10 protein-coding genes are annotated in these 13824 nt (G+C 69.4%); 7 read left to right on the top strand and 3 right to left on the bottom strand.

What is annotated here, in order from left to right; all coding sequences use genetic code 11:
* Positions 1–53 precede the first annotated feature (53 nt).
* The 7 genes from AC3ANX_RS03315 to AC3ANX_RS03285 all read left to right on the top strand — a co-directional run bounded on the left by AC3ANX_RS03315 (position 54) and on the right by AC3ANX_RS03285 (position 9407).
* On the top strand, positions 54–1481 hold the full coding sequence (locus tag AC3ANX_RS03315; protein ID WP_488335611.1) for an O-antigen ligase family protein: 1428 nt from the start codon (positions 54–56) through the stop codon (positions 1479–1481).
* A 167-nt stretch (positions 1482–1648) separates the two neighbouring features.
* Positions 1649–2533 (top strand): N-acetylneuraminate synthase family protein, encoded by an 885-nt coding sequence (locus AC3ANX_RS03310; protein ID WP_488335610.1) that lies wholly within the window; start codon positions 1649–1651, stop codon positions 2531–2533.
* 34 nt (positions 2534–2567) lie between these two features.
* Positions 2568–3857, top strand: coding sequence for a polysaccharide pyruvyl transferase family protein (locus AC3ANX_RS03305; RefSeq protein WP_488335609.1), 1290 nt, complete (start codon positions 2568–2570; stop codon positions 3855–3857).
* Positions 3845–5920 carry an acyltransferase family protein gene (locus AC3ANX_RS03300; RefSeq protein WP_488335608.1) on the top strand — a complete coding sequence of 692 codons (2076 nt, stop codon included), beginning with the start codon at positions 3845–3847 and terminating at the stop codon, positions 5918–5920. Before AC3ANX_RS03305 ends, AC3ANX_RS03300 begins: the two co-directional genes overlap by 13 nt.
* Before the next feature lie 9 nt (positions 5921–5929).
* Positions 5930–6829, top strand: a complete 900-nt coding sequence (locus AC3ANX_RS03295; protein WP_488335607.1) for a glucosamine inositolphosphorylceramide transferase family protein — start codon at positions 5930–5932, stop codon at positions 6827–6829.
* 101 nt (positions 6830–6930) lie between these two features.
* A complete protein-coding gene (locus AC3ANX_RS03290) occupies positions 6931–8331 on the top strand; it encodes an O-antigen ligase family protein (RefSeq protein WP_488335606.1) in 1401 nt (466 codons plus the stop codon).
* Positions 8328–9407: a glycosyltransferase family 4 protein gene (locus AC3ANX_RS03285; RefSeq protein WP_488335605.1), complete on the top strand. Its 1080-nt coding sequence runs from the start codon at positions 8328–8330 to the stop codon at positions 9405–9407. Before AC3ANX_RS03290 ends, AC3ANX_RS03285 begins: the two co-directional genes overlap by 4 nt.
* Here the strand turns inward: AC3ANX_RS03285 and AC3ANX_RS03280 are convergent.
* Genes AC3ANX_RS03280 through AC3ANX_RS03270 form a run of 3 tightly spaced genes read right to left on the bottom strand, consistent with a single transcriptional unit; the run spans position 9391 to position 13806 of the window.
* Complete coding sequence (locus AC3ANX_RS03280; protein ID WP_488335604.1) at positions 9391–10377, bottom strand: glycosyltransferase family 2 protein; 987 nt, start codon at positions 10375–10377, stop codon at positions 9391–9393. The genes AC3ANX_RS03285 and AC3ANX_RS03280 overlap by 17 nt on opposite strands.
* On the bottom strand, positions 10374–11657 hold the full coding sequence (locus AC3ANX_RS03275; RefSeq protein ID WP_488335603.1) for a hypothetical protein: 1284 nt from the start codon (positions 11655–11657) through the stop codon (positions 10374–10376). Before AC3ANX_RS03275 ends, AC3ANX_RS03280 begins: the two co-directional genes overlap by 4 nt.
* Positions 11658–11673: 16 nt before the next feature.
* Complete coding sequence (locus AC3ANX_RS03270) at positions 11674–13806, bottom strand: GumC family protein (protein ID WP_488335602.1); 2133 nt, start codon at positions 13804–13806, stop codon at positions 11674–11676.
* Between the last annotated feature and the right edge of the window lie 18 nt (positions 13807–13824).

The raw sequence follows: 13824 nt of genomic DNA, 5'->3' as shown, positions 1-13824 counted from the left end.
AAAGACCCCGAACGTGAGAAGTGACCGCATGCAAGACGCCCGCCGCGTGGCCAATGACTGAGTTGATCGATCGGGCGCGGCGCCTCGGCCTGCTCGCTCCCGAATTCGTCGCCGCGCTGCTGCTGCTCGCCGGCGCGGTCCTGCTCGGCGGCTCGTCGCGACCCTCGCTCGGCAATCTCGTCGTCCAGCTCGGCGCGCTCGGTGCGCTCGTCTTTCTGATCGCGCGCCGCCGCGTTGCGCTGCCCTCCGGCGGCGCGGCCATCGGGCTGTGGCTGATGGTCGCAGTCGCCGCGCTGCCGCTGCTCTATGCGGTGCCGGTGCCGCCGGCGATCTGGTCGGGGTTGCCGGGTCGGGAGGTCGCGGTGCGGACCTACGCGCTCACCGGCATCGCGCCGCCGTGGCACGGCCTGGGGCTGCGCGACGGCGTGGGACTGCTCACCGCGCTGCATCTGCTTGCCCCGATCGTGATGTTCCTTGCCGTGCTGCGGCTCGACGCGGTGCAGCGCTGGGGGTTGCTCTACGGCTTCCTCGCGCTGGCGCTGCTCGCGATCATGGTCGGCATCGCGCAGGTGCCGGGCGGCGCGACGCACGTGCTGCACTTCTACGATATCTCCAGCATCGACGGCGCGCTCGGCTTCTTCCCCAACCGCAACCATATGGCAACGCTTATGCTGTGCACGATGCCGCTCGCCGCCGTCGGCGCGCTGGCGTGGTTCCGCGCGCGCGGCGAGGGTCAGCGGCTGCTGGCGGTCGGCGGGGGGGTGCTGTTCGCGCTCGCCATCGTCGGCCTGGTCGCCACCAGCGCGCGCGCCGGGCTGGTGCTGGCGGTGCCGGTCCTGCTCGGTTGCGCCCTGCTCGCCCGCGTCTTGCGCGACCGCGCCGCCACCGGCGTGCGCCCGCTGCTGGTGTGGGGGGCGGTGCTGCTCGCGCTGATCGCGATCGCCGGCGGGCTGGCGTACAGCTCGCTCGGCACCAAGCTGACCGAGCGGGTGCAGACGCGGGGCATCGTCGATACCGACCGTATCGAATTCGCGCGGCTGACGCTGGCGACGATCCCGCGCTATCTCCCGGTCGGCAGCGGGCCGGCGACGTTCCGCCCGGTCTATGCAATGATCGAACCGCTCGACGATCTGCGCCCCTATTACATCAATCACGCACATGACGATTATCTCGAAGTGCTGCTCGAATATGGCATACCGGGCGCGCTGCTGCTGCTTGCCGGGCTGGCGTGGATCGGCTGGGCGGCGCTGGGCGCATGGTTCGGCGAGGATGCGGGCGACCGTGCGATCCGCTGCGCCGCGACGATCGGCATCGGCGCGATCCTCGCGCATTCGACCTTCGATTACCCGGTCCGCACCACCACGATCGCGGTGCTGTTCGCGATGCTTGCGGCGTTGACGCTGGCGAGCGCGCCGGCAGCCTCGCCCGCGGCGATGCGTCCCAAAAGGGTCCGCTACCGCCGGCGTATTCGAATTGCCTGATTGCTCCACTTTGGCTATGTTAAAGGCAATTGGCCGGATGCGTCACGACCGCGCATGATCGGCTGCCCTGCGGCGACATCGCATTTCGGGCCGGGTGCTCCGCTTCGCGGCAAGCGCCGGGGCCGGCGGCATCGCCGCCAAACCGGCGTCGATCGCAGGAGTATTTCATGAGTGTCAAGATCATCGCCGAAGTGGGCTGCAATCACAAGGGCGACATGTCGATCGCCAAGGAACTCATCAAGGTCGCGGCCGATTACGCCAAGGCCGACGTGGTCAAGTTCCAGAAGCGCAACAATCGCGAGCTGTTGACCGAACAGCAGTACAATGCGCCCCACCCCAATCCCGCCAATTCCTATGGCGATACCTACGGCGCGCACCGCGAATATCTCGAGTTCGACGTGGATCAGCACCGCGAGCTGAAGGCCTATTGCGAGTCGCTCGGCATCGAATATTCGACGTCGGTGTGGGACACGACCTCCGCGCGCGAAATGGCGTCGCTTGCGCCCAAGCTGCTCAAGGTGCCATCGGCATGCAACCTGCATTTCGAGATGCTCGGCGTGCTGGCGAACGACTTCGACGGCGAGATCCACCTGTCGCTCGGCATGACCACGCAGGCCGAGGAGGAGCAGATCGTCGACTTCTTCGTGCAGAACGGCCGCGCCAAGGATGTCGTGCTCTACGCCTGCACCTCGGGCTATCCGGTCGCGTTCGACGATCTCTGCCTGCTGGAGATCACCCGCCTCAAGGACAAATTCGCGGACTCCGTGAAGTCGATCGCCTTTTCGGGGCATCACCTCGGCATCGCCGCGGATATGGCGGCAGTCGCGCTCGGCGCGTCGTGGATCGAGCGGCACTTCACGCTCGACCGTACCTGGAAGGGCACCGATCACGCCGCATCGCTCGAACCCGACGGCCTGCGCCGCCTCACCCGCGATGCGCGCGCGGTGAGCGCGTCGCTGCGCTACAAGTCGGCGGAGATCCTGCCGGTCGAGCAGGTCCAGCGCGACAAGCTCAAGTGGCGGCCCAAGCCCAATGCGGTGAAAGCCGCCTGAGCTTGGCCGCGCGCCCGGCCGGATACGCTTTCGCATGAAACTCCTGTTCGTCGCCGACAACAGCACCGAACAGAATTGGGGATGCCGCGCGACGAGCTTCGCGCTGCGCCGGATGCTCGCCAGCCGCCACGAGATCAGCGGCACGATCACCCGCGCGCTGCTCAAAAGCCCGCTGACGGTGCCGCGTCCGCATGTCGCCGGCGCGCACGCGCTGCTGGTGCGCCGCCTGCGCCGCCCCAGGGTCGCGCGCACGCCGGTGCTGGGCGGGCTGGTGTTCGGCGCGATCGACACGCTCGGCGCGATCCACTCGCCGAGCCATGACAGCGAGGCCGACGCCGCCTTGCTGTGGGACTTGCGCGACCGTTCGCCCAAGGCCCGCGCGATCGTCGAGCGGGTCGAGGCGTGCGATGCAATCGTGGTCAATGGCGAGGGCGAGATGATCTTCTCGTCGCCCGCGCGCCCCACTTTGCTCCAGACGCTGGCGATCTGCGCGCTGGCGAAGGCGCGCGGCAAGCCGGTGTTCTACCTCAACGGCATGATCTCGCGCGCGCCGGGCGGCGGTGCGCTGGCGGAAACAGTGGCGGCTACCGCGCGCGTTCTGGAGGGCGCGGTGGTGTCGGTGCGCGACGAACGCTCGCGCGCGACAGCCGCCGAGTTGCTGCCCGCGCTGAAGCCCGCCTTCCACGCCGACGCATTGTTCAGTTGGTATCCGCAGTTCGCGCACGACCCTGCCGACCGCTACGATCCGTCCGCGCTGATCCCCGCGTTCGACCGCACCGGCGCGACACGCCCGCGCGTGACCGATCAGCCCTATGTCGCGATTTCGGGCAGTTCGCTCGCCGCGCGCGACCAGCGTGGCGCGGCGGACGCATACACCCTGCTCGCCGAGCGCCTGAAAAGCCTCGGCCTGCCGCTGCTGCTCGTCGCGACCTGCGGTGGCGACGCTTTCCTGAGCGTGGTGGCGAAGCGGACCGGGCTGCCGCTCCTGCCCGTTTCCACGCCGATCCTCGCGGGCGCGGCGGTGATGGCGAATGCGCGGGCACTGGTGAGCGGGCGCTGGCACCCCTCGATCATGGCGGCGCTGGGGGGTACGCCGGGCGTGTTCCTCGGCTCGAACTCACACAAGACGTTCAGCGTGCAGGAATTGCTCGACTATCCCGCCCCGCGCGAATTTCCGGCGATACCGGGCGCGGAGGACGTGGAGGCGATCGTCGCCGCCGCACGCGACACGCTCGCAGAAGGGACGGACCGCCGCCGTACCATCGCCGCCGCCGCCGCGCGCCTCGCCGAAAGCGCGCGTAGCATGGTCGAGTGCGTGCGGTGATCGCCGACATACCGTCCACCGCCGCCATGACCTCCGTCACCGTCGAGCCACCGCACACCGGCCCGCACCCGCCGCATCTGCGCCATCGCCGCGATATCGATGGCTTGCGCGCGCTCGCGATCGTGCCGGTGGTGTGTTTCCACGCTGGCCTCGGCCTGCGCGGCGGTTTCGTCGGCGTCGATATCTTCTTCGTGATCTCAGGCTATCTGATCTCGTCGATCCTGTTCCGCCAGAGTGCGGCGGGCACGTCTTCGATCCTCGGCTTCTACGATCGCCGCATCCGCCGCATCTTCCCCGCGCTCGCCGCCGTGCTGGTGGCGACGACGATGGCGTCGCTGTTCATCCTGCTGCCGTCCGAGCTGACGTCCTACGCCCACTCGCTGCTCTATGCCGTGCTGTTCGCGTCGAACATGTGGTTCTGGGACACGACCAGCTATTTCGGCGATCCCAATATCGACATCCCCTTGCTCCACACCTGGTCGCTGGCGGTGGAGGAGCAGTTCTACATCCTTTGGCCGCTGGTGGTGCTGGTGCTCGCCAAACTGCCGCGTCGCGTCACGCTGCCGGTGGTGCTCGCCGCGCTGGTCGCCTCGCTGCTGCTGTCCCAGTGGCTGACGGTGAAATCGCCGACCACCGCTTTCTACGTGCTGCCCTCGCGCGCTTGGGAACTGCTGATCGGCGCGGCTCTCGCACTGCTGCCGCCGGCGGGACTGCGCCACCAGCGCCTGCTCGGCTGGGCGGGCGTGCTCGGGCTGGCGATGATCGGCTATGCGGTCGTGTTCTTCTACGAGACGATGCTGTTTCCCGGCTTCCGGGCGCTGATCCCCTGCGTCGGCACCGCGCTGTTGCTCTATTCGGGTCCGGCGGACGGGGCGGCCGCGCGGCTGCTGGCATGGCGGCCGCTGGTCGCGATCGGGCTAATCTCCTATTCGCTGTACCTGTGGCACTGGCCGATCCTGTCGCTGTCGCAACTGTGGCTCGGCCACGCGCTCACCATGCCGGAAGCGGTGGCGGCGGTTGCCGTGTCGGTGCTGCTGGCGGGACTGTCGTGGCGCTATGTCGAGCAGCCGTTCCGCCATGCGCGCGACCGCAGTCGCGCGGCGCAGGTCCGCGTCGTCGGTGCCGGGGTCGCGACGATCGCGCTCTTCGCTGCGGTGGCGGGGGTGTTGCTGCTGATGCAAGGTCTGCCGGAACGTCTGCCGGCGCTGGCGGTGCAGTACGATCTCGACGGCCGCTCCTTCCCGCACGTCAAGATGCCGGGCTGCGCGCTGGTCGATGCGGCAAAGCCAGCGCAACTCGATAACGTATGCTTCGCGCCTGCCACACCCGAACCGACTGCCGTGCTGTGGGGCGACTCGCACGCAATGCAGCTCAAGGACGCGCTCGCCGCACGGCTTGGTACGCAAGGAGCAACCTTGCGCGCCGTGACCAAGACCGGCTGCGCGCCGTTCGCGGGCGCGGTGCAATTCGATCAAGTGGGCGACCCCAATCCGGCGTGCGCGACCTTCAACGACCGCATGCTCGCCGACATCCTCGCCGCGCCCGGTCTGCGGCAGGTGTATATCTCGGGCCGCTGGGGCAAATTCCTCGGGCCGGGCGTGGGCGGCGCGACCAACGGCTTCCTGAAGCTGAGCGGCAGCGAGGCTCTGGACAGTGCGACCAGCCGCCGCGCCTTCATGACCTCGGTCGATCGCACGATCGCGCGACTGCAACGCGCCGGCAAGACCGTGACGCTGATCGGCCCCAGCCCCGAGTTCGCGTCCTCGGTATCGAAATGCATGGCGCGGCAGGCGTGGCGCGGCCAGCATTACGAACAGTGCGACGGCAACCTCGCCGAACGTCGCGAAATCCCCGAAGCGAACCGCCTCCTGCGCAGCATCGCCGCCGGGCGCGGCGTGCGCTACCTCGACATGCTCCCGCCGTTCTGCACCGGGGCGCGGTGCGGCACCCGTATCGGCACGGCCCTGCTGTTTCGCGATCAGAACCATCTGAGCACCGACGGGGCACGCGTGGCGCTCGCCCGCGCGATGGATGGCGTGGCCGCACCCGTCACGGCCCGGTAAGCAGGCACCATGCGGCTGGCGAAAGATATCTGGCACCCGCTGATCGTGCCGCTGCCGCTCGCCGAGATCGTGGCGCGCGGTACGTTGGAAGGCGTGCCGCTGCACTGGGCGCCAGGCCTCGAGAAGCTCCAGTTCTACGCCGATCCGTTCGGCTATTGGCGCGACGGGCTGCTCTACGTCTTCGTCGAGGCGTTCGACTATCGCGATCCGGTCGGCCGGATCGAGGTACTGGTGTTCGACGCACAGTATCGCTTCGTCGCGCGCCGCCCGGTGCTGCGCGAGCCGTGGCATCTGTCCTATCCGATCGTGTTCGACGGCGAGGGCGAGACGTGGCTGATGCCGGAGGCCAACCAGTCGGGTCGGCTGACGCTCTACCGCGCGCGCGACTTTCCCGAGCGGTGGGAGCCGGCGATCACCATCACCGTCGATTCCGCGCCGATCGACGCGACGCCGCTGTGGCACGACGGTCGCTGGTGGCTGTTCTACACCTCGGCGGCGCATGGGCAGGACGGGATGAGCGCGCTCCACATCGCCTTCGCCGATCGGCTGGCGGGTGCGTGGACGCCGCACCCTGCCAATCCGGTACGTGTCGACCGCGCCGCCGCGCGACCGGGCGGCACGCCGATCGTGGTGGACGGCCGCATCCTGCTGCCGGTGCAGGACTGTTCGCGCACCTATGGCGGGGCGATCACGTTGCTCGACATGGACACGCTCGACCCCGAACGCTTCGCCGCGCATGCGGGCACGCGCTTCGTCGCTCCGCAGGCCGCCGCGCCGTTCCACGCCGGGCTGCACACGCTGTCGGCGGCCGGACCGGCGACCTTGATCGACGTCAAGCGGCTCACCGTCTCGGCCGAGGCGCTGCTGCTGCGCCCGAAGCGCGAGCTGCGCCGTCTGCTGCGCCGCTAAGTGGCAAATTCGCGCGCCATCGCCTTGAGCAAGCGCAGCAAAGCCCGTAAGGACAAGGCCGTGGTTCAATCGCGCCGCCATGCGGGGCCGGAGTTTCAGCGGTGGCGGTAAGAGCGCGCAGCATCAACGATCTTTCGCAGCCGGTCCGCCTGCCCGTGGCGATGGCGGCGATGGCGGGCCTGCTCGCGCTGACGCTGCTCGGCCCGGCGATGACGATCCTCGGCGACAATGCCGAAGGCGCCGGCAACGTCGCCCGGCAGGCGGGCTATCTGCTGGTGTTCGCGCTCGCGGTGGTGGCGATGCGGCCGCTGCGTCACCCCGAACGGATGCTGGTGGTGCCGTGGCCGCTCGTGGTCGCGCTCGGCTGGTGCTGGCTGAGCCTCGTCTGGGCGATCGACCCCGGCGTCGGCGTGCGCCGGCTGATCCTCACCACGCTCGTCTTGTGGTCGATCTTCGCGCTGGTGCGCCAGTTGGGCTATGAACGCACCTTGCTGATGGTGCGGATCGCGCTGGTGATCGTGCTCGTCGCCAATTTCGCCACGTCGATCCTGTTCCCGACGATCGGCATCCATCAATTGGCCGAGGATGACGGTCTCGCCGGCGACTGGCGCGGCATGATGGCGCACAAGAACATCGCCGGGCTGATCTGCGCGCTGACGATCATCCTGTTCGCCTTCGACCGGCGCAAGCTGCCGGTCTGGGCGATGGCGGTGCCGATCGTCGGGGCGGGCATCTTCCTGATCCTGTCGAACTCGAAGACGTCGATCGGCATCATCGTCGTCGCGCTGGTCCTCGGCTTCGGTGCGGCGCTGTTCAACCGCCGCTATGCGCCCGCGTTGCGGCTGTCGCGCCACGCTCGGATCGGGCTCGCCGTCGCCGGCGTCGTCGCGCTGACTGCGCTGTTCCACTACGGCGTGCAGAGTGATGCGGTGCTCGGCTATATCAGCGATACCAGCAACCTGACCGGCCGCACCTCGATCTGGGTGCCGATGGTGCGCTATTATTTCAGCAATCCGATGCTGGGCGCGGGCTACGGCTCGTTCTGGAACATCAACGCCACCAGCCCGATCCGCGACGCGCAGCAGGGCTGGCTGAGCGTGGTGTCGCAGGGGCATAACGGCTTTCTGGACCTGATGGTGACGATCGGCCTGCCCGGGCTCATCCTCGTGCTCGCCGCCACGTTGCTGTGGCCGCTCGGTCGGCTGCTCGGGCGGCCGGGGCTGCGCTTCGCCGCCTGCGCGCTGATCGCTTCAACCGTCATCTTCTGCATCGGCCACAACGGCACCGAAAGCTCGCTGTTCGATCGCGACACGATCGGACAGGTGTTCCTGATGCTTGCGATCGCCCTGCTTGTGAATGCCGATGCGCCGCCTGCCCCCACGCCGCGCCCGAACCGCCCGCACGCGCCGCCGCCGGTCGAGCGCGCCCCGCGCCCGCATTCGGACGAGCGCACCAGCCGCCCGGCGCGCCGCTATTCCTCGCGGGGTCCGCGCCCTTCGTGACGCGCACCACCGGGGGGACCGTGCGGCTGTGCATCCTCGGCGGCTCCACGCGGGAGCCGGGCGGGGTCGAATCCTTCTGCGAGCGTGCGCTGGAGGCGGTGCGCGCGCACTGGCCGGGCAGCGACGCATTATGGGTGCCGACCGACACCGCCTATATGCGCGCCGGCCGCCTGCCCCGCCTGCTGCGCGGCCTCAGCGCCTTCCGCCGCGCGCATAGCGCCGCCGCGATCGACGTGGTGTGGCTCAACGTCAGCAACCTGCCCGACCTGCTGTATCTCTATGCCGCCAGGGCGCTCGGCATCCCCGTCCTCGTCACGCTGCATCTCGGCGCGAACAGCCGGCTGCAACGCCACGCGCTGCTGCGCCGCGCCTGCCGCATGCTGCTGCGCGGCGCCGACCGGATCGCCTTGCTGTTCGAAGGCCAGGACGCCGAGATCGCGCTGCCCGACGGCGTGCCACGCACGACGATCCGCACCTTCCTGCCGCGCGAGAGCTTCCTGCCGCGCTCCACGCCGGACGACGCGGGCGGCGCGCTCCAGTTGATCCACGCCGGCCGGCTTTCCGAAGGCAAGGGCAGCCTCGCGATGGTCGATCTGTGCGCGGCGCTCGCCCGCGCCGGCACGCCGTTTGCCGCACGTATCGTCGGGCGGGGTGACGATGCGCTGATGCGCGAACTGTACGCGCGGATCGAGGCGAACGGCCTCACCGCACGGATCGCGTTGTCGGACTGGCTCGATGGCCCCGCGCTGCTCGACGCGCTGCGCGAGGCGGATCTGCTGGTACATCTTTCGCGGCTCGACAGCTTTCCGCTTACCGTGCTCGAAGCGATGGCGTCGGGCACGATGCCGATCGCGATCGACATGGCCGGCGTGCGCGTGATGACGGCAGCGTATGGCGGCCCGTTGGTCGATCCGAACGATGCCGTCGCGCAGGCGGCGACATGGATCGCGGGGCAGAACGCCGCCGAAATCCGCCGGCGCGGCGCCGACATGGGCGCGCGCGTGCGCCGCGACTATTGCTGGCCCGAATGCGTCGCCACGTTGCGCGCGGCGATCGACCTCACGCTTCGCGGCTGAACGTCACCGAGGCGAGTGGGCGCGTCGGCGGCACCCGCCGCCGGAACAGCCCGCCGATCAACCCGAGCGCGAGCGCGTTCCACATCGTGAACGAATAGAGCCCGAGCGACAGCGAGCCGCGCCGCCAGCCGAGATACGCGACCGGCACGATCACCAGCGCCGCCGCGACGAGCGGCGCACGCCACAGCGCGAGTGCAAGCGCGAGCCACCATATTGCTATCACCACCGCCTTGCGCAAATGCCCGAGCCGCCGCACCACGGTGGCGAAATGCGCGCGGCCGATGCTCGCGCGCAGCACCTCGCCCGCACCACCCATCTGCCCCGACGTGAGCCGGTACACCAGCAGCCGGTAGCCACCGCCCGTATGGCCGCGATGCTCGACCGCGGGCACGTCGATCCGCACCAGCCCCCAGCCACGCGTGGTGAGCCGCGCGGCGAGGTCGAACTCCTCGAACGAATGCAGGTTACGATCGGAGAAATAGCCGACCTCGCGAATCGCCGCCATGCGGTACACACCACCGCCATCGAGCCGATCGACCGGCCCGGCGCGGCGATGCGCCTCGCGCGCCATCGCGGCGGCGCGGATCTGGAACTCCTCTGCCTCGAGGTTGCGCTCGATCACCTGCCCGCCGACGCCCGCGACGCGGGGGTTCGCATCAAGGTAGGCGAGACTGGCTTCGATGAAGCCGGGCACCAGCGCCATGTCCCCGTCGATCAGGCAGAAATACTCGGCGTCGAGATGCTGGTAGGCGAGTTGCGCGCCCGCCCCGCACGATCGCTCGGCATGGTTGGCGAGCTGGACGATGTCGACCGGCAGCGTCCGCGCGATCTCGACGGTGCGGTCGCTCGAACCGCTGTCGGCGAGCAGGACGCGCCCGCCGTAAGGTGCCACGGCGGCGAGCGCGCTGCGCAGCGCCGCCTCGATCTTGGCTTCCTCGTTGAGCGCCTTGATGCCGATCGCGATCTTCATGGGCGGGAAGATAGCGCCGCCGTGCGCGCATACCAGAGCCGCGCCGCACGGAAGATCAGCACCGCGCACACCCCCTCGCCGAGCGCGATGCCGAGGATCGACCACAGGGGCGGCGCAACCGCCAGCAGCACCGCCACCGTCAGGATGGAGAACCCCGCTGACCACAGGCTGGTCAGCGCGAGCGGCAGGAACGCCCCGCCAGCCTGGAGCAACGTGCCCTCGGGCATGCGCAGCACCCGCAACAGCGCCGTCGCCATCCACAGGGCCGCACCGACCGCGAGCGTGTGCCGCGCATAATCGGTGGGGAAGATCAGTCGGGGATCGAGCCACAGCAGCAGCGCGCTCGCCACGGCCGTGCCGAGCCAGCTCAGCAGCAGGATCGCGCGGAACAGCCGCACCGCTTGGGCCGCCTGCGCGAGATCCTCCGCGCCGATCGCGCGCGCGATGCGGGAGCGTTCGAACTCGGTCAGCGCATTGGCGACAACGGTGATCGGCCGGATCAGGATCGCCGCCGCCGCCAGCGGCGCGAACGCGTCCGCGCCGAGGAAGGCGGTGACGAGATAGGCATGGGCGTTGCCGGTCGCCTCCGATGTCACCACCCCGAGCAGCGACCAGCGGCCATGCGCGCGCCAGATCGCGCGATAGGCGGTGAGGTGCGTGCGACCGAACGGCGCGACCAGCTCCACGACGAAGCGTACGCCGAACGCGCACATTGCGGCGAGCGTCGCGAGGAGGAACACTGCATAAGCCGCGCCGGTATCGCGCACGTCGGCGGCGAGCAGCACCGCCGTTCCGACCAGCAACACGCCGCTGTAGAGCATGTCGGATCCGCTCACCCTCGCCTGCCGACCGCGCGCATAGGCAAGCGCGCGTGCGAACCACCGCAGCAACGACAGCGCGGCGAAAGCGGCAAAAGCGGCCGCCGCCGCCCAGCCCTCGCCGACACCACGCGCGAGCAGCATCAACGGCACGATCGCAAGCAGCGCCCCGGCCAGGCTGGCAGCACCCATGATCCGCGCCGGGTCCGGCGCGCCGGCCGCGCGCGGTGCGCTCAACACCAGCGGCAAAGGCGCGCAGAACAGCGCCGACCAGATGCCGGCGGCAAGCTGCGCCACGATCAGCAGGAACGAGAACCGCCCGAACGCCGCCGGATCGAGGTGCCGCAACAGCACCAGCGACAGCAGGAACTGCGCCCCTGCCGACCCGATCGGTCCGGCCAGCGCCAACGCGTAGCGCAGCAGGTCGCCGATCACGGCCGGGCGATGCTCTGCGCGGCGCACGCCGGCCGCGCCCGGATCAGGCGCTGCGGTAATATTCGGCGTATTTGCGCGAGTAGTAATAGAGGCCGCCGGCACCCTCGGCGCCCTGCCCGACCATCGAATAGACCATGCCGACCGGATTGGCGCCATCGGTGCGCAGCCAGCCGATCGCCGACGATGCCGCCGCCGCCGGCGTGTCGTCCCACTTGACGACCATGATCGTCGCATCCGCCAGCACCGCGAGGAAGCGACCGTCGGCGAGACCCATCAACGGCGGCAGATCGAGCACGATATGCTCGTATCGGCCACGCAGTTCGTTGAGCAGGTTCTCCATCACGCCGCCGCCGAACAGATCCTCCGAGCTGAAGTAGCGCGACACGACGAGCAGATGGTCGAGCCCCGGCACGTCGCCCGGGACGATCGCCTGATCCACGCCCACGTCGCCGTGCAGCACCTCGACCAGACCGGCGCGCGGCGGCGCCCCCTTGACCATGCGCTGCATGACCGCGCGGCGCACGTCGCATTCGATCAGCAGCGTCTTGGCGTTGGCGATCGCGAGCGTGCGGGCGAACGCAAGCGCGGTCGTGCTCTTGCCCTCGCTCGGCAGCGCCGAGGTGAGCGCGATCACCTTGGGCGTCACCTGACCGCGCTGCCCCAGCACCGCGGCGCGCACGATGCGCAGCGATTCGGAGAAGAACGAGGTCGGCTCGGTGATGAGCAGGTCGGCCGGGTTGACGCCCTTGGCGACCTTGGGGATCGCCGCGAGCATCGTCAGGCCGAGCGTCCGCTCGGCATCTTCCGACGAGCGCAGACCGCCCGACATCAGCTCCTGCACCGCGATCACCGCACCACCCGCGATCAGGCCCAGCGCGAGCGCGACAAGGTAGAACAGCGGCTTGTTCGGGCTGGTCGGCTTCGACGGCGGCTGCGCGACCTCGACCTGTTCGGCCTGCGCGATCGAGACGCGCGCGGCCTGCATGCTGTCGAGCGCCATCTGCGACATGCGATCGTACAGCGCGCGCTTGGCGGTCGCCTCGCGCTCCAGACCGTCGGCGATCACCGCGTTGCGGGTGTCGCCCGCGCGCTTGTCCTCAAGCTCGTTCATCGACTGGCGCAGGCTGGCGACACGCGCCTGGGTCGACGCGGCGGTCGCCGCCAGCGACGACATGATACGGCGCTCCTCGCCGCCGATCTGCGCGTCGATGCCGGCGAGCTGATCGCGAACGCGGATCGTCTCGGGGTGCTTCTCGCCGTAGCGGGTGGTGATCTCGGCAAGGTTGCGGATCACCTCGGTGCGCTGGCGGCGCAGATCCTGCACCACCGACGAACTGAGCACGCCACCGACCGAATCGCGTGCACCGCGCGAGATCTGCGCGCGCGCCGCGCCGAGATCCGACTGCGCCGCCGCCGCATCCGCCTGCGCGGTCGCAAGCGAACCGGCGAGCGGGGTGATCTGCTGATCGGTGATCGTGCTGCCGGTCGTGTTACCACCGTCGCTCTCGACGATGCCGGCCTTGGCGCGGAAATCCGCAACCTGAGCGTCGGCCGCGCGCGCGTCGTCGGCGAGTTCCTTCAGCCGCCGTTCGAACCACTGCGCCTGCCGCTCGGCCGTGCCCGCCTTGTTACCGACCTTGGCGTCGATATAACCCTTGGCGAAGGCGTTGGCGATGCGCGCGGACTTGATCGGATCGGGCGAGGTGAAGGCGATGTCGAGGATGTAGGTCAGCTTCTCGCGGCTGACGCTGAGCTTCTTCAGCACCTCGTTGGCGATGAAGGTCTCGCGATCCGCCGCAGTCGCCAGGCCCGGGCCGCCGTTCTTCAGCGCCTTCGCATAATCGGGGTCGTTCTGAAGATGGAACTGCCGCACGACCGAACGTGCGAGCGTGAGCGACTGGACGGTCGCCACCTCGGTGTCGATCGCTTCGGGTGTGAGTTCCGACTTGCCGTCCGCCGTCTTGGTGGCGAGCGGGTTGAGCGAGGGATCGATCCGCACCTTGGCGATCGAGGAATAGGACACCGGCAGGAACTGCACCGCCAGGATGCCGAGCGCCGCGACGCCGAGGAAGACGACGAGCAGCACCAGCCAGCGACGCGTTACGGTGTCGCGGACCATCGAGATGATATCCGCGAGCTGCGCCTCGGACTCACCGGCTTCCTGTCTGACTTCCATAAGCGTCCTACTTACCCT

Source organism: Sphingomonas sp. BRN-1R (genome assembly GCF_057748035.1).
This window is presented reverse-complemented; position numbering and strand designations above follow the sequence as displayed.

Bases quoted from the DNA above. Each gene is read 5' to 3' on its own strand.
- AC3ANX_RS03280 (WP_488335604.1), bottom strand. From the start codon at position 10,377: ATGAAGATCGCGATCGGCATCAAGGCGCTCAACGAGGAAGCCAAGATC.
- AC3ANX_RS03315 (WP_488335611.1), top strand. From the start codon at position 54: ATGACTGAGTTGATCGATCGGGCGCGGCGCCTCGGCCTGCTCGCTCCC.
- AC3ANX_RS03305 (WP_488335609.1), top strand. From the start codon at position 2,568: ATGAAACTCCTGTTCGTCGCCGACAACAGCACCGAACAGAATTGGGGA.
- AC3ANX_RS03270 (WP_488335602.1), bottom strand. From the start codon at position 13,806: ATGGAAGTCAGACAGGAAGCCGGTGAGTCCGAGGCGCAGCTCGCGGAT.
- AC3ANX_RS03310 (WP_488335610.1), top strand. From the start codon at position 1,649: ATGAGTGTCAAGATCATCGCCGAAGTGGGCTGCAATCACAAGGGCGAC.
- AC3ANX_RS03295 (WP_488335607.1), top strand. From the start codon at position 5,930: ATGCGGCTGGCGAAAGATATCTGGCACCCGCTGATCGTGCCGCTGCCG.